The following is a 15,903-nucleotide window of genomic DNA, read 5'->3' as shown; positions in this document are numbered from 1 at the left end:
CCACATTTCTGCGGTTCAGAATGCGCCCGGCGCGCACTGCAGGCAGGTCAGACCCAGTTCACGCCAGCGCGCCACCACCGCATCGCGGTCGTCCAGCACCAGCCAGGGGCTGAAACCATCAGCGCGAATCTGTTCCAGCAACTGCTGTTTCACCGCCTCGTCATCCACCTCATCATCGCCCAGAGCACGCAGGTATGCGCCGTCATAGGGGATCTCGTGGCGGTCGAGCCACTCCAGGGTGTGCTCCCGGTGTGAATCGGGACGCCCGCTGCAGATCACTATGCGCTGGCCCTGGGATTTCAGAATCCTTACCAGCGCACGCACTGGCTCAATGACCGGCGCCTGTTTCATATGCTCGAAAAACGGATCCCAGGCTTTCTTTTCACCCAGCACCCACTGGTGCACCTCGGTCGGATCAAAGTGCGCCAGGGTGCCATCCACATCCACGATGACAGTATCAGCCTTACCTAAAACGGACATGTCTAAATCAGACTTGCTCAAGCCAGTTCTCCTCAAGTGTTGTCATGCGCCAGCCGTTCTCGACCGGTTCGATCAAAACCGGCTGAGCGTTATCGATGCGCGGTCCGTACGGTGTACCCGTCTGCAGTGCGCGGATCACGCGGTATACGCCGGAGTGCGCCACCACCAGCGGCAGCTCATGCACCGCCAGCAGCCGGTTCAGTGTTTTCAGTACACGCGCCTGAAAAGCGCTCCAGGGTTCGCCATCCGGCGGGGTTTCCTCGTACGGGGTCTGCACGCTCAGCGGCGCCAGCTCCAGGCTGCCCCAGTGGCGTTCATTCAAGCCTTCAAAGCTGTACAGCGGGTGCCGCGGCAACGCCAGATGCGCCGTGTGCCTCGCCCGGTAAAGGCCGCTGGTGGCCACGCAGCTCCAGCAGTGCCTGTCCAGCCAACGGGCGCTCAACGCCTGCTGCTCCCCCAGCTTGCTCAGCGCCACATCGCTGGCTCCGCAGAGGATATTGTGGGCATTCATCTCGGTCTCGCCGTGACGCATAAACACGAAGGGTTTGCGGGTCAGGCTCTGGCTCGGGAAAGGGAATGAATCACTCATCTGTCGTCTCAATCGTTCTTTCCATACGGGTTCAATCGATAGATATTGCGGCGTTTGTCGACCGGGCTGCCCAGCCCTGAGCTGGCAGGTAAAGCGCATCGCCCAGCAGCGCACGCCAGCGCGTCAGCGGCTCAAGGCCAGTAAACAGCGGTACCGTGCGCCGCGCACCAAGGATGTCGGATAGGCGTCTAAGGTCCGAGCTGCGCGGATGCACATTCCAGCGCAGCCAACTGGCCCGGCCCTCCTCCACATCGGCACGCGCTTTTGGCGGCGTGTAACCTGTGTAGATCAGCTGCCGGTCGCCACGAGCGATCAGCCGCTCAATTTCTTCGCCCAGTCCTTCGGGGCTGCCAACGAGCGCCACATGGCTCCGGTCCAGCGAACCTGAGCCAGACAGCCGCTCTAACCTCTCCCTGACGCCTGGCTGAAAACAGCCCTCAGGCAGGCACTTAAGTGTGTCCAACTGATCGGCGCAGCGCTGATCCATAGCCCAATCGATCCCCTGCTCATCCAACCAGAGCGCCATCTCCAGCGCCCGTCCCGAGGCGGGTACCGGCAACAGCGTCGGTTGTTCAAGTCGCGCCTGCAGCGCCGCGCGGCAGTCGGTCTGGGGGTTGTCATAGAGGCCGTAGGAAGCATCCAGCAGCGCCAGCTCCGCAGGCGGCGGAGGATCAAAGCGGAACAGAGTCGATTCAAGTGAATAGTCTCCGCTGTAGAACAGCCCGCCGCCGATATCGAAGTGCAGCCAGACTCCACCCAGCGAATGGCCCGCCTGTCCGCAGCGCACGCGGATACCGGCGATCTCCAGCTCACCATTCAACGGCAGCGGTCGGTGTTGCAGATAGTCAGGCAGGGCCGTGGCTACAGGTTCAGTGGCATAAACTGGGACGCCCGCGGGCAGCATGTCAGCAGCGCCGATATGGTCCACATGGTCGTGAGTGATCACCACCGCATCCAGCGGTCGATCTTCTGGCAGCTCCCAGTCGATCTCCATACCCGGCTCCAGTGCACCGCCGGCCTCAATCAGAATGCGGGCAGTCGCGGTTTCCAGCAGCAAAGCCGCCGGCGCCTTGCCACCCAGGCCACTGAGGATCTCAAGCCTTGCACTCACCGCGTGGACTCCAGTGACCAGCCGCGGCTGATTTGAACTGCGGCACGCTGGCCCGCCTGCAGTGGCTGGTGGTGATAGGCCATCAATTCAGCACCGCTGGCGAGGCGCAGCTTGAGTTCATAGCGCTCGCCGCGATAGATCGACTCGGCCACGTCCACGGCGATACCGCGCTCGCTGACGCGCACATCCTGGGGACGGATCAGCACTGGTGTAGCGGCGCCGACGTCGGAGGAAAGCCCCTTAAGCAATGCCTCTTCGCCCAGCTCCATGCCGGCACTGACACCGTGTACAGGCGCCACGCCACCCTGGCCGATAAAGCCGGCCACCCATTCACTGCGCGGGTAGGTGTAGAGTTCCTGTGGCGTGCTCCACTGCTCCAGACGCCCCGCATTCATCACCGCGATACGACTCGCCAAAGACATCGCCTCGGCCTGGTCGTGGGTGACATAGATCATCGTGGCACCGGTACGGCGATGGAATTCGCGAAACGCCTCTTCCATGGATGCGCGCAGGTGGCGGTCCAGGTTGGCCAGCGGCTCATCCAGCAGCACCACGTCCGGTTCGGTCACCAGGCAGCGCGCCAACGCCACACGCTGACGCTGACCGCCGCTAAGATCTTTCGGCGCCCGATCCGCCAGGTGCGTCAGTTGCACTGCTTCCAGCGCCTCGCCGATGCGGCGTTTGCGCTCGCTGTCGGCGAGCTTTTGCATCTTCAGCGGATAGCCCACGTTCTGCGCCACGCTCATGTGCGGCCATAGCGCGTAGGACTGGAACACCATGCCCATGCGGCGCTGTTCCGGTGGCAGATGCACACCCTCCCCCGCCAGCAACTGACCGCCCAGACGGATGGAACCGCCGGTGATATTTTCAAAGCCCGCCAGCATCCTCAGCATGGTGGTTTTGCCGCAGCCGCTCGGCCCCAGCAGCGCGACAAACTCGCCCGGCTCGATCGACAGGTTTAGCCGGTCCACCGCGGGCTGATCGCCAAAATGCTTGCTGACGTTATCCAGAATCAGGTTCGCCAAGGTATAACTCCTTGCGGTAGCCAGCGCCCCATCAGGCTGAGTAACAGCATCAGCGCGACCACCATCAAAACGATTACGACGGAGATGGCAGCGGCCAGCACGCTGTCGCCGCCCTCATCCAGGTTGAATACGAGCACGCCAAGCGTCTCGTTACCGGCACTCCACAGCAGCGCCGATACAGTGAGTTCGTTCACTGCGGTGAGAAACACCAGCAGACCTCCGGCAAACAGCGCCGGTGCGACCAAGGGCAGCACGATCTGCACCAGTCGGCGCAAAGGCCCGGCCCCGGCGAGCTGTGCCGCCTCTTCCAGCGAGCCATCGAGCTGCCCGGCGCTGGCCTGCACCGGCTTAAGCGCGATGCTCATAAAGCGGGCCAGATAGGCGACGAAGATGATCGCCAGCGAACCGTACAGGCTTACCTCGATCAGCGGCAGCGGCTGCGCAAACAGCAGGATGCAGGCGATCGCCAGCACCACACCCGGCAGCGCGTAGGGAATCTCGATCAGGCTGTTAAGGCTGGTGCGGGCCCGCACCGACATGCGCGACATCATCCAGCCCAGCGGCAGGCTCAGGCACATCAGGAACAGCGCAGCACCGCTGGCCAGCAGCAGGCTGTTGCCGAAGGCACGGGCGGTGGAGCCCTGACGCGTCAGCATCTCCACGTAGGCACTCAGGGTGAAGGTATCGCTATTCAGTGCGACGCCCAGCGCCGGCACCAGGGAGCTGATGATCAGGGCGATCAGCGGCGCCACCAGGATCAGCGCCAGCACCGTCCAGAGCAGCAGTTGCAACAGCAGACGATGACGGCTATCCAGCACAAAAGCCTGGGCGCGGCCGGTGTGGCCTAGCAGCTCGTACTGGGCACGGCGCACAAAACGCTGCTGCACCAGCACGCCGATCAGCGCCAGCACACCGATCAGCATGGAAAGCACCGCCACATCGCTGAGCATGCTCTGGCCGAAACCCGCCATATGCTGGTAGATCAGCGTTGGTAGCACGTAGTAGGAGGCGGGAATCCCCAGCATGGCGGGGATACCAAAGTTGCCCAGCGCCGAGACAAAGGCGATGGCCGCCGCCGCCGCCAGACCACTGCGGCAGAGCGGAAATATCACATCGAGCCAGACCCGGCGCTGAATGGCGCCGTTGATCCGTGCCGCCTCGATCAGCTCCGCCGGCATATTGATCAGGCTGGATCTCAGCGTCAGAAACACCAGCGGCGCATGCTGAATCCCCATCAGCAGGGCGATGCCCTCGGCGGAATAAAGCGGCTGGGGTGAACCCAGCGCCGGAGCGATTCCTAACGAATTCAGCAACGGGCTGCTCGGTCCGAACAGCTGCAACCAGCTCAGCGCCGTCACCTGCGGTGGAATCATCATCGGCAGCATGAAGCAGAACACCAGCCATTGACGACCGGAGACATTGGTCAGCGACAAGGCACAGGCGAACAGCGCGCCCAGCACCAGCGCAATCAGCGTGGCCAGGCCGGAGGTATAGAGACTGTGATAGGCCGCCTGCCAGGTGGCGCCATCACGCAGCACCCGCGCCAGTGGCGACTCACTGCCAAGCTCCAGCTGGCTCAGCGCTTCGACCATCAGGCGCAGGCTCGGCGTCAGGCTGAGCAGAACGATCAGGGAAAGGATCAGGGCGACCAGCCAGCGGGGCTGGTCACCGGAGAGTGCACGCAACATCGGATCAGCCGCCGAAGATTTCGCTGAAACGAGCCTTGTTGGCCTCGGCATTTTCAAGCGCATCGGCTGCATCGAACGGCATCAGTTTGATCTCGCTGCGGGCCGGGAAGCCTTCTGGTGGTTCCACCTGATCGCTGGCCGGCAGATAACCCTGGCTACGCACCAGTTGCTGGCCCTTTTCAGAGAGCACGAAGTCGACAAACTTCTGCGCCGCATCCAGGTTCTTGGCGTCTTTCATGATCGCCACCGGTTCGGTCACCATGCTGCCGCCCTCGGTGGGGAAGGCAAACTCGATCGGTGAGCCTTTGGCCGCCTCGCGGATGGCAAGGAAATCAACGATCACGCCGTAGGGCTTGTTGCCGGACGCAACGGCCTTAAGCACGCCGCCGTTACCTCCCTGAGCCTGGGTTTCGTTGTCAGCCAGTGACTGGTAGTAATCCCAGCCCAGATCCGGATTGGAAGTGAGCGTGGCCAGGTGAATCAGCGCTGCGCCGGAGTATAGGGGACTCGGCATTGCCACCTGCCCCTTGTATTCGGTACCGGCCAGATCGGCCCAGCTCTGCGGCGCTTCGGCCGCACGCTGGTGGCGCACTATCCCGGTGGTGATCAGCTTGGTGCCGTAGTAGTACCCCTGGGGCTCATAGAGGGATACATCGTAGTGTTCGCGCTGGCCACTGAGGTAAGGCTGAAGGTAGCCATCCTGCTTCAGCGATTCCATGGTGACGCTATCTGCGATCAACAGCAGGTCTGCGCGGGAGGCGCCGCTTTGCAGCTCGGCACGCAGGCGCGCCATCAGTTTGGTGGTGCCGTCGCGCACCCACTCCACCTCGATCTCCGGATAGGCTGCGTTAAACGCGTCTACCGTTGCCTGGGCGTCGGTGTTGGGCTGGCTGGTGTAGAGCACCAGTTTGTCATCGGCCTGGGCCAGCAGCGGCAGGGACAGTCCGGCGGTAATCGCAGCAATCAGCAGGTTTCTCTTCAGCATCTCTTCACCTCCTTAAACTCGATGGTGAAAAGGTAATGTCATGTTCTTACACGAAAATGACAGCCAACTTTCGTTTCAACGCTTATTGCTTTCGTTTTATCGCCATTGCCGCTTTCGCTGGTAAAAAGGACAGATTTAATGCACAAACGAAGACTGGCCATTACCGAACTGGTCAACACTCGCGGCCGCACCGAGCTGCAGCAGCTGGCGGATACTTTTGATGTCTCGGTGCAGACGATCCGCACCGATGTGCGCATCCTTGCGCAGCAGGGGCTGGTGTTGCGCAACCACGGCGAGGTGATGCCCTTTCCGCACCGGGAAAACATCAGCTACGACCAGCGCCGCATAAGGAATGCAGCGGGCAAACGCAAAATCGGCGAACTCTGCGCCACCTGGCTGAACGGTTTTCAGAGTGTTTTTCTCGGCACCGGCTCCACCCTTGCGGAACTGGCGGCGCAGTTGGGTCCACTGCGGGGATTGCAGGTGTACACCAATAACCTGCACGCCGCGCGACTGCTCTGCGAACACCAGGACTGCGCGCTGACGGTGGCCGGCGGCCGGGTCCGTTTGCGGGATCAGGATGTGATCGGCGGCGATGCGCTGCGCTTTTTCCAGCGCTATCACGCCGATATCGCCATCACCTCAGTGGGCGCTATGGACAGTAGCGGCAGGCTATTCGATTACAACGATGACGAGGTGATGGCGCGGGAAGCGATGCTGGAACAGAGCCGTTTCCATATTCTGCTGATCGACAGCAGCAAGTTCGACAACAGCGCCCCCTGTAGCGCCGGCCAGCTGGAACAGTATGACCTGGTGGTCACCGACGCGCCCCTGTCGAGCCGGCTCCAGGGCCAGTTGCTGGCCGGTGGTGGTGAACTGCTGCAGCAGAAGCCCTGAGTGGCTCGATCAGAAATCCTTCACCCGGCCTCGCATCGACTTGGTTTTACCGTGTTTGGTTTTCTTATCCATCCGCTTGCGTTGAGAGCTGCGCGTGGGTTTAGTGGGCCTACGCGCCTTCTGTACCTTGGTCACGCTCTGGATCAGTTCACGCAGCCGGTCCAGCGCATCCAGGCGGTTCTTTTCCTGGGTGCGGAACTGCTGCGCCTTGATCACCACCACGCCCTCCTGGCTGACGCGGTTATCGCTCAGGGCCAGCAGGCGCTCCTTGTAGAATTCGGGCAGCGACGAGGCGCGGATATCGAAACGCAGATGGATAGCGCTGGAGACCTTGTTGACGTTCTGACCGCCAGCGCCCTGGGCGCGGATGGCGGTCAGTTCTATCTCATCGTCCGGAATATGGACGCTACGTGAAACCTCCAGCATCAGAACCGTTTCTGGTAGCTGTGGCAGTATGGGGCTTTGCCGGTGCGCACGTAGTAGTCCTGGTGAAACTCTTCGGCGCGCCAGAAGGTCTGCATCGGCAGCACGCGGGTGACCACGTTCAGCCCCTTGTTCTCCAGCAGCGCGATCAGCTTGTCGCTGATACCGCGCTCCTCATCATCGTTAACGAAGATGGCAGAAGCGTACTGCGGCCCAATATCCGGCCCCTGGCCGTTATCCTGGGTAGGATCGTGGATCTCGAAGAACAGCTTGGCCAGGGTCTCGAAGTCGGTCTGGCCGGCGTCGTACAGCACTTCAACCGTTTCCAGATGGCCGGTCGTCTTGGTGCACACCAGCTCATAGCTGGGGTTTTCCACATGACCGCCCATGTAGCCGGAGACCACGGACACCACGCCCGGCACCTGCTGCAGCAGATGTTCAACGCCCCAAAAACAGCCCCCAGCGAAGTAGGCTTTCTTCAGCGTACCGCCCACTTTCTCGGCCAGCTCTTCGGCGCTGACAAAGTCCATGGAGATGGAGTTGACGCAGTGGCGCACGTTCTTGCGGGTCAGCATCTCGCCTTCGAACACATGGCCAAGGTGACCGTCGCAGTTGGCGCAGAGGATCTCGGTGCGGCGGCCATCGGCATCCACTTCACGACGGATGGCGCCCTCGATCTCATCATCGAAGCTGGGCCAGCCACAGTGGGAGGGAAACTTGTCTTCCGAGCGGTACAGCGGTGCTCCACACTGCTTGCAGGTGTACACGCCGGTTGCAAAGAAGTCGTCGTATTTTCCGGTGAAGGGACGCTCGGTGCCTTTGTGCAGAATCACGTACTGCTCTTGCGGCGTCAGTTGTTTGTAGCTCATGTTCACCCTCTGTCTCTGTCTCTTTCTTAATAAGAGCCTGAGCCTGTGCCTGCGGCCGGAACTGTCGGCGGCCGCTCGGTGTATCTAAATCAGGCTATCTCTAATCTATGGGTACGCACGGCAGCGAAAAAAAGATGTCTCTGCCAAGAAGGTTCTGCCGATCAGCGCTCTTTATTTGCTTCCAGACTACAGGGCCTGCGCCCGGTATCAAGTCTGCACGCTTCGCTACGCTCGGCCAGCTCGATGGTTTCCCTGATACTGGGCTCCTCATAGAACAGCTCCAGCTTGGCCGCTATTTCAGTGCCGACAAAGCGCTGCGGTCGGGATGGGGTAAAACCATCCTTTTGCTCACGTTCGGTAACCCAGTCGCGAGCCAAATCAAAGGCCTCGATAAAACGCGGCTCCCGCGGCAGCGCCTGACGGAAGTAGGCATCGCCGAAGTAGGTAAAGTCGCTTTGCGAGCCACAGCCGAAGGAGCTGCGATCTTCAGCGGCGGCGGTGATGACCAGGGTCTGCGGAGACTTCAGCGCCTCGACGAAACCTCCCGAATAGCAGCTGGACACCAGCAGTACCCGCCATTGGATACCAGCCCTGTCCAGCGCCTGGCGCAGCTGCTCAGGTGTCAGGTCGTTCAGTCCAAGATTACCCAATTGCAGTGAAAAGTAATGATCCGGGCTGCCGTGGGAAGTCATGAACAGGAACAGCAGGTCCTCATCCGGGTTCATCTTCGCCGCGATGCCGTCCAGAGCCGTCTGCAGGTTAGGCGCGTTGGCCAGCGGATAGCGCTCCGTAGTCGCCGGGTTATTGGCCAGTACCACGGAGTGCGAACCGGTGCCGAAGTCGCGGTCGAACTGCTCGCGAACATGCTCCACTTCCTTGAGGAAAACGTTCTCCTCACCGTAGCCACCCAGCGCCAGCAGATAGAGTTCGGTCTTGCCCGCTTCACCCGGCTCAAGCCGTGACAGGCCAGCAGCCAGTAGTTCCGGCTGGGCGTAGTAGATCTTTTCCACATCCAGCTCCGGCGCCGGTTCGCTGTACTCCTGTGGATAGTCGGTGTACCAGAGCGGAATCTGCGGGAACAGCCAGAAGCTGCCCAGCAAACCCAGCGGAAACAGCACCGCAGTCGACGCCACCCTCGGCCAGCGCAGGCCGGGATTAAGCTTCAGGGCCCGGCTCAACACCAGCCACTGCCAGCCGAAGAACGCGACCAGCCCGGCCCAGTAATAGGTGTAGGGCAGCTCAAGCCGCAGCAACAGTTCACTGGCCGGCTGTGTCAGCAGCAGGATAGGCAACTGCGCCGCTGCTACGGCCAACAGGGTGCGGCCGAATACTCGGACGCCGCCACCGGCCATGCGCGCGACCACCAGCAACAGCAGAATAACCAGCAGATTCACCGCCGCCAGATAGTTGGCGCCGTACGGGCTGAACACCCGCGGTGGATCAACCGTGAAGAAGGCAAGCGCCACCTGTAGAAGAGCTAGCAACGCAAAAAGCGCGATCAGCTGTCCCAGCGAATAATGAAAACGAAGACCGCGCAGAGGAAAGCCGAACGCCAGCCTGCAGCCCGCCTTCAGGTTGGTCATCAGATTAGCAACCGGATTTTCCGCTCCTTGCTGCACCCGCATGGTTTCGCTTCCTCTGAATAAAACCGGGATTAACGGCCACGTCGACACCCGAGAATAGATAGCCAACCATCAATAGAAGGCTTTCGATAGTCAACGCGGCACTTGATTCTGCCAGTGTACCGGAATGTAACCGAGGCCGTATTTCCACGCTGATATGTGAGGGTCAATCTCGGTACAAAAATTTCGCCTGTAGGCCTATTCCCTGGTCAGAAAAACTCTGGAATACTCCAACACATGACTAACACTTCCGCGCTCCGACGACAGGCTCACTCCACAAGGTTCACCTTGGGATTACGCCTGCCTGCCCGATAAGCGCTGATCACCTGAGTCACTCAGGCTGATTCTTTCGACAAAGGCCGCCGGTATCCCCGGCGGCCTTTGTCGTTTCTGGCGTTTAGCAACCAAACGCCCTGCGCTCTTGCTTTGAGCATTAACCAGATCCAACCACTCAATTTTATTAACGGATACCGTCGGCACGGACAGAGCAATGCCGTGTCGACGATACAGAGGAACTCCCATGACAAGCTCCAAGAACAGCGATTACAACGCCCTGATGCAGATAGCACCCAGGCCGGAAATCACCTTTACACGGGGTGCCGGCAGCTACCTGTTCGATGAGCAGGGCAACGCCTGGCTCGACTTCGTTCAGGGCTGGGCCGTGAATACCCTGGGCCACAGCCCTCAAGCCATAAGCGATGCGCTGATCGCGCAGAGCCAGACACTGCTCAATCCTGGCCCCGCGTTTTATAACGGCCCGGCGGTGAAGCTGGCCAACCGGCTGACGACACTCAGCGGAATGGACCAGGTGTTCTTTGCCAACAGCGGCGCCGAAGCCAACGAAGGCGCTATCAAATTGGCGCGGAAATGGGGCAGTAAATATAAGAACGGCGCCTGGAAGATCATCACCTTTGAAAACGGCTTTCATGGCCGGACCCTGGCCACCATGTCCGCCACTGGAAAACCAGCGTTCGAGCCGCTGTTCAACCCCAAGGTGCCCGGATTTACCAAGGTACCCTATGGCGACCTGGACGCGGTTGCTGCTGCTATCGACGCGGAGACCTGCGCCATCATGCTGGAGCCGATCCAGGGCGAAGCGGGAGTCGTTCCGGCCAGCACCGAGTTTCTGCAAGGCCTGCGAGCGCTGGCCGATCAACATAACCTGCTGCTGATGCTGGACGAGGTGCAAACCGGCATCGGCCGGACCGGCTCGCTGTTTAGGTACCAGGCGCTGGGGATCGAACCAGATGTACTGACCCTGGCCAAGGGCCTCGGCGGTGGCGTGCCGATCTCCGCCCTGCTGGCGAAACAGCACGCCAGCTGCTTCGATTACGGCGATCAGGGTGGCACCTTCAACGGCAACCCGCTGGTCTGCGCCGCAGCACTGGCGGTTATCGAGCAGGTGACTTCTGAGGGTTTTATGGATCAGGTTAACCTGAGTAGCCAGGCACTGAGCGAACTGCTCGCCGATCTTTCCAGCCAATACGGCATGGGCCAGGTCCGGGGTGCGGGACTGCTCCTCGCTCTGGATACCGGCAAGATCGACGCGCCCGCACTGGTAAAACACGCCTTCGATCTGGGGCTGCTGCTGAATGCCCCGAGACCCAACAGCCTGAGGTTTATGCCGGCGTTGAATGTCACCGGCGAAGAGATTATCGAGTTGGGCAAACTTCTGGAGGTGGCGATTCAACGCAGTCTCGCGACGGCCGCCTGATATCAGGAGGTGATGCAGTCAACGGACCGGCTGGCAAAGAGCTCAGCATACTCACCTTCGGGAGCACTGTCGGTGATGCATAGGTCGAACGCCTGCAGGGGAGCCAGTTTCACGGCTCCCCGCTTACGAAACTTCGACGAGTCGAGTAGCAGGATCTTGCGCGTCGATGCCTGCATCATCGCTTTTTTCACCTCAACCTTCTCAAGATCGAAGTCGAGTACGTTGCCCTCTCCATCCAGGCCGGATGCGCAGATAACGGCGCAGTCGGCACTGTAGGAACGGATATCCTGGCAGGTTTTGGCGCCGGTGAGTGAACCATCGGCACCACGAATAGTGCCGCCGGTCACCACCACGGAGTGCCGTGTTTCCAGCTTTGCGATGATCAGCGCGGCACTGAGGTTATGGGTGATGATCTGAGTCGCCGGTAAAGCGGCCAGAGCACCAGCCAGCTGGTCACAGGTGGTGCCGGTATCGAGAAAAAAACTATCCACATGACGAAGCTGATTCAGGGCAGCAGCGGCGATGGCTGCCTTGGCCCCGGTCATGACACTGTTTTTAAAACTGTGTCCCAGGCGCACGTCCGACTCCGCCTGGGTAACGCCGCCATGAAAACGCTGTAACAGGTTCTCTTCACAGAGTTTTTTGATGTCACGCCGAATCGTAGGTTGCGAGCAGCCCAGCGCCTGCGCCAGCACTTCGATGGAGGTGTAACCCTGGGATTGCACGATTTCGAGCAGTTTTTGCTGGCGAAGTTGAGACATGCCCCATCCCTAAAGTGTCATATTGATCATTTACGATCATCCTATCAGAGCGTTCTGCTCAGTTTGTTTCATTACAGCAAGAGTCACAGAAAATTCATGAACAGCCTATTTTCCATCGAACCCGCCTCCCGTCTTCTGCTGCGTAACGGCAGACCCACCCTGATCCGTGTGATCGACCCCAGCTCCGACCTGGTTAGTCGTCTGACTGAATGCAATACCGATGAAGCCCTGCTTGCGCTATTGGCAAAAGAGCGCGCAGGACTGCAGATCCCCGCAGTTGGCGTGATCGGTCCCAAACAGGCCACCGCGGAACAGCTTGAATTGGCCCGTCAGCTGGGCCAGCAGTTTGCCGAACTCGGCCTCGATGTGATCTGCGGCGGCCGCAACGGTGTGATGGAAGCGGTATGTCGCGGTGTGTATGAGCGCGGCGGGCGCTCCATCGGCCTGCTGCCCGGCGACGACTGGCTGGAAGCCAACGCCTACGTCACCCTGCCGGTGGTGACCAATATGGGACCGACACGTAACTCCCTGATTGCCCAGACTGCCTTTGCCCTGGTCGCTGTGGGCGGCAGCCACGGCACCCTGACCGAGATGGCCTACGGGCTACATTACGATAAACCGGTGTTCGCCCTGCATGACGCCCCCTTTGTCGACGGCGTGCAGTATCTCGACGCCATCGAGCCGGTACTCAGCGGCGTTATCGACACTCTGATCAGCCGCTGAGCCACAGGGGAAGTGCAGGCGTCATCGGCTCGTCACTTCCCCGTCATACCCCTGTCACGCTAAACGATCATGATCACATTCGATCAAAATGAATGTTTAGGATCATGAAAAAGATCACTTACCTTTACATCGTCTATCTGCTGCTCCCCATCGCGCTGCTGGCCGCCGGCTCGTTTGGCGAACGCTGGGTGAACACCCTGCTGCCCACCGGCAGCACGCTTGCCTGGTATGAGGAGCTGTGGAATTCGACCGCCTACCGTAATGCGCTGGTGATGAGCCTGCAGGTCTGTCTGGCGACATGCGTGCTTAACCTTGTCTGCATCACTCCCTGTGTCTATCTGCTGCAGATACGTCAAAGTGAGCTGCTCAACCGCATCACCCGGGTTGGCGCACTGCTGCCGATCGCGGTACCCGAGCTGGTGATCGGTTTTGGTTTCATCCTCGCGTTCAGCACCAGCACCCTGCCCTGGCTTGGCGCCTCCTGGCTACTGGTGATCGGCCACTGGGTACTGACCTTTCCCTACTTCTTTTTCAGTCTCAGTGCCGATATGGAGAAGTCACCGCTGACCTCACTCGACCGCGCCGCCCAATCCTTTGGTGCCAGCGGCCTGCAGCGATTTATCACGGTGTTTCTGCCGCTGGCGCGTCAGTCGATTCTGACCGGGTTGATTACCGTTGCCGCCATCTCGCTGGGTGAGTTCCAGCTCAGCAACCTGATTGCCGGCTTTATGAACCGCACCTATCCGACACTGCTGCTGCAGGCTTTTTACGGCGCCACGGGCCTGGCCTGTGCCGCAACCCTGGTGCTTTTGCTGCTGGCGATGCTGATGTCGCTGCTCTCCAGCTACCCCCACTGGTCCCGATCTGGAAACCGCGCTGCATGATTGAGTTCAACGCCATCAACTTCACCTACCCCGGCAGCGAAGCCGGTGTGCACGATGTGTCACTGAAGGTCGAGACCGGGGAACTGGTCGCCGTGCTCGGCAAAAGCGGCTGCGGAAAAACCACCCTGCTGAAACTGCTGGCCGGGTTCGAGCAACCCGACAGCGGAGAGATCTGGATCAACGACGTTAACCAGGCCGGACTCAGCTGCGCCCAGCGCCGCCTCGGTATCGTGTTCCAGGATTACGCGCTGTTTCCGCACTACTCGGTGCTGAAGAACGTGCTCTACCCGCTGAAGATCAACCGCATCGCCAATGCCGAGAAAAAAGCCCTGGCGATGATCGAGCTGGTTGGCCTTAACGGTATGGAACACCGGCTTCCGCATCAGCTCTCGGGAGGCCAACGCCAACGCGTCGCGCTGGCCCGCGCGCTGGTGTTTGAACCCGCGGCCCTGCTGCTGGATGAGCCCCTCTCAGCGCTGGATGCCTCGTTACGCCATGAAATGCGCTGCGAGATCGTCAAGGTACAGCGCGAACTGAATATGACCACCTTCCTGATTACCCACGATCAGGAGGAGGCGATGACCATGGCCAACCATGTGGCGGTGATGCAGAACGGTCGCATTCAGCAATGTGCAGCGCCCATCAAGCTTTACAACGAGCCCAACAGCATCGAGGTCGCAGGCTTCGTCGGCAAGGCGAATATCCTCAGCGCCAAAAGCGATGCGCAAGGTCGGGTGAACAGCTCCCTGGGAGAACTTCAAATCGCCTCAACACCAGCGGCGAATAGCGCTCTGAAGCTGATCGTGCGTCCCGAAAAGGTTTACCTGAACCCGCCGGAAAACAGCCCCAACCGTTTCGCCGTTGACGCCATACAGAGCGAGCAGTTTCTGGGCCACACCATGGAATACCGCGTGAGTATCAACGGAGCCACGCTGGATGTGAGCTCTGCGCACCTCAATGCACCACTGACCCATATCGCTATTCCCCCTGAATCGATCCATGTCCTCTATCCGGAGATCTGAAATGAAAGCCTTTAAAGCGAAACTCGCCGCTGCCCTGCTGGCGGCACTGCCCCTCTCCTCAAGCTTTGCCGCTACCCTGGAGGGCCCCGCGCTCTATTCCGGCGAGCAGGCGCAATACGACGCTGCGCTGAAGGAAGGGATGGTCGTATCCTTCGATACCGGACCTACCTGGGCCAACTGGGGCAACATGTTCAAGGCGTTCAAGCAGCGCTACACCGGTATGGAGATCGTGTACAACGATCTGGGGTCAGCAGCCACCGTGGTCGCACTGGACAAGTCCCGTCACCGTCCGCAGGCCGATACCGCTTACTACTTCGGTGCCTCGGCGATCGATGCCACCGAAAAGGATCTGCTGCAGAGCTTTACACCGACCAACTTCGACAAGATTCCGTCTGTCTTCAAAGAAGAGAGCGGCAAGTGGTTCACCATCCACACCCTTAACGTGGCATTTCTGGTGAACAAGAAACTTGTGAAAGAGGTGCCCACCTCCTGGGCCGACCTGATGAAGCCGGAATACCTCAACAGCATCGTCTACCAGGATCCGCGTACCACCGGTCAGGGTCAGGTCGTGGTGCTGGCGGCCAACCTGGCCGAAGGCGGCTCCATGGATGACATCAAACCGGGCAGCGAATACTTCGGCAAACTGCAGGCCGAAGGCAACGTGGCCCGCGTGGTCGGCACCACTCCCTATGCGCAGTTTGTGAAGGGCGAGATCCCGATCTGGATCGGTTATGAAAACGACGGCCTCAAGGCGATGGTGCAGGACGGTATGGGCGACGATGTCGCCGTTGTTATCCCACAAGAAGCATCCCTGGCAGCGCCCTACGCCATCTCCATGGTCAAGAACGGCCCCAACCCGGAAGCTGCCAAACTATGGCTTAACTTCATTCTCTCCAGCCAGGGACAGTCGATCTTTGCCGAGGGTTTCGTACGCCCGGTACTGACCGACCTGGAACTGCCGGATACGGTTAAGGACAAGCTGGTTAAAGCGCCGCAGATTCAGCCGCTGGATCTCAAGGCCGCTGCGGCGATCAAGTCTGAGCTTGACCGCGAATGGTCACAGCAGGTGCTGTCGCGCTGATATCTCTCGCACATGATTAGGATGCAATC

At 60.2% G+C, this 15,903-nt stretch carries 16 protein-coding genes; 6 read left to right on the top strand and 10 right to left on the bottom strand.

The features are described 5' to 3' along the window. Positions 1–15 precede the first annotated feature (15 nt). From C4S72_RS23165 to C4S72_RS23140, 6 genes are read right to left on the bottom strand one after another with little or no spacing between them, the layout of a single operon-like run. The gene (locus tag C4S72_RS23165) at positions 16–480 is read right to left on the bottom strand and encodes a phosphatase domain-containing protein (RefSeq protein WP_104005577.1); all 465 of its coding nucleotides are present in this window, start codon (positions 478–480) and stop codon (positions 16–18) included. Between the two features lie 7 nt (positions 481–487). Beyond that, on the bottom strand, positions 488–1,069 hold the full coding sequence (locus C4S72_RS23160; RefSeq protein ID WP_160115579.1) for a histidine phosphatase family protein: 582 nt from the start codon (positions 1,067–1,069) through the stop codon (positions 488–490). Positions 1,070–1,100: 31 nt separating this feature from the next. Continuing rightward, complete coding sequence (locus C4S72_RS23155) at positions 1,101–2,180, bottom strand: MBL fold metallo-hydrolase (protein WP_104005575.1); 1,080 nt, start codon at positions 2,178–2,180, stop codon at positions 1,101–1,103. Further along, the gene (locus C4S72_RS23150; protein ID WP_104005574.1) at positions 2,177–3,205 is read right to left on the bottom strand and encodes an ABC transporter ATP-binding protein; all 1,029 of its coding nucleotides are present in this window, start codon (positions 3,203–3,205) and stop codon (positions 2,177–2,179) included. The genes C4S72_RS23155 and C4S72_RS23150 overlap by 4 nt, the downstream gene beginning before the upstream one ends. After that, positions 3,193–4,893 (bottom strand): ABC transporter permease, encoded by a 1,701-nt coding sequence (locus C4S72_RS23145; protein ID WP_104005573.1) that lies wholly within the window; start codon positions 4,891–4,893, stop codon positions 3,193–3,195. The genes C4S72_RS23150 and C4S72_RS23145 overlap by 13 nt, the downstream gene beginning before the upstream one ends. A 4-nt stretch (positions 4,894–4,897) precedes the next feature. Continuing rightward, on the bottom strand, positions 4,898–5,878 hold the full coding sequence (locus tag C4S72_RS23140) for an ABC transporter substrate-binding protein (protein WP_104005572.1): 981 nt from the start codon (positions 5,876–5,878) through the stop codon (positions 4,898–4,900). Between the two features lie 138 nt (positions 5,879–6,016). Between C4S72_RS23140 and C4S72_RS23135 the strand changes: the two genes are divergently transcribed. Continuing rightward, a complete protein-coding gene (locus C4S72_RS23135) occupies positions 6,017–6,775 on the top strand; it encodes a DeoR/GlpR family DNA-binding transcription regulator (protein ID WP_104005571.1) in 759 nt (252 codons plus the stop codon). Between the two features lie 9 nt (positions 6,776–6,784). On the opposite strand, the gene arfB is transcribed toward C4S72_RS23135, so the two are convergent. The 3 genes from arfB to C4S72_RS23120 form a co-directional block, all read right to left on the bottom strand. Further along, complete coding sequence (gene arfB / locus C4S72_RS23130; RefSeq protein ID WP_104005570.1) at positions 6,785–7,201, bottom strand: alternative ribosome rescue aminoacyl-tRNA hydrolase ArfB; 417 nt, start codon at positions 7,199–7,201, stop codon at positions 6,785–6,787. Continuing rightward, positions 7,201–8,067 (bottom strand): bifunctional methionine sulfoxide reductase B/A protein, encoded by an 867-nt coding sequence (locus C4S72_RS23125; protein ID WP_104005569.1) that lies wholly within the window; start codon positions 8,065–8,067, stop codon positions 7,201–7,203. The genes arfB and C4S72_RS23125 overlap by 1 nt, the downstream gene beginning before the upstream one ends. A 161-nt stretch (positions 8,068–8,228) precedes the next feature. Then, positions 8,229–9,692, bottom strand: a complete 1,464-nt coding sequence (locus tag C4S72_RS23120; protein ID WP_104005568.1) for a C13 family peptidase — start codon at positions 9,690–9,692, stop codon at positions 8,229–8,231. Between the two features lie 517 nt (positions 9,693–10,209). Here C4S72_RS23120 and C4S72_RS23110 point away from each other — a divergent pair. After that, positions 10,210–11,403 carry an acetylornithine transaminase gene (locus tag C4S72_RS23110; RefSeq protein WP_104005566.1) on the top strand — a complete coding sequence of 398 codons (1,194 nt, stop codon included), beginning with the start codon at positions 10,210–10,212 and terminating at the stop codon, positions 11,401–11,403. A gap of 2 nt (positions 11,404–11,405) precedes the next feature. Here the strand turns inward: C4S72_RS23110 and C4S72_RS23105 are convergent, their stop codons facing one another. Next, a complete protein-coding gene (locus C4S72_RS23105; RefSeq protein WP_104005565.1) occupies positions 11,406–12,164 on the bottom strand; it encodes a DeoR/GlpR family DNA-binding transcription regulator in 759 nt (252 codons plus the stop codon). 96 nt (positions 12,165–12,260) lie between these two features. On the opposite strand from C4S72_RS23105, the gene C4S72_RS23100 reads away from it, so the two are divergent. The 4 genes from C4S72_RS23100 (at position 12,261) to C4S72_RS23085 (ending at position 15,874) form a co-directional block, all read left to right on the top strand. Next, positions 12,261–12,887: a TIGR00725 family protein gene (locus C4S72_RS23100; protein ID WP_104005564.1), complete on the top strand. Its 627-nt coding sequence runs from the start codon at positions 12,261–12,263 to the stop codon at positions 12,885–12,887. Positions 12,888–12,991: 104 nt separating this feature from the next. Then, a complete protein-coding gene (locus C4S72_RS23095) occupies positions 12,992–13,771 on the top strand; it encodes an ABC transporter permease (protein ID WP_104005563.1) in 780 nt (259 codons plus the stop codon). After that, a complete protein-coding gene (locus C4S72_RS23090; RefSeq protein ID WP_104005562.1) occupies positions 13,768–14,793 on the top strand; it encodes an ABC transporter ATP-binding protein in 1,026 nt (341 codons plus the stop codon). Before C4S72_RS23095 ends, C4S72_RS23090 begins: the two co-directional genes overlap by 4 nt. A gap of 1 nt (position 14,794) precedes the next feature. Beyond that, positions 14,795–15,874, top strand: coding sequence for an extracellular solute-binding protein (locus C4S72_RS23085; protein ID WP_104005561.1), 1,080 nt, complete (start codon positions 14,795–14,797; stop codon positions 15,872–15,874). Positions 15,875–15,903: the final 29 nt, after the last annotated feature.

Origin of the sequence: Marinobacterium lutimaris (assembly GCF_900108065.1) — a bacterium.
Classification (GTDB): domain Bacteria; phylum Pseudomonadota; class Gammaproteobacteria; order Pseudomonadales; family Balneatricaceae; genus Marinobacterium_D; species Marinobacterium_D lutimaris.
The sequence above is the reverse complement of the archived record's forward strand: the minus strand, read 5'-3'. Positions and strand labels throughout refer to the sequence as shown.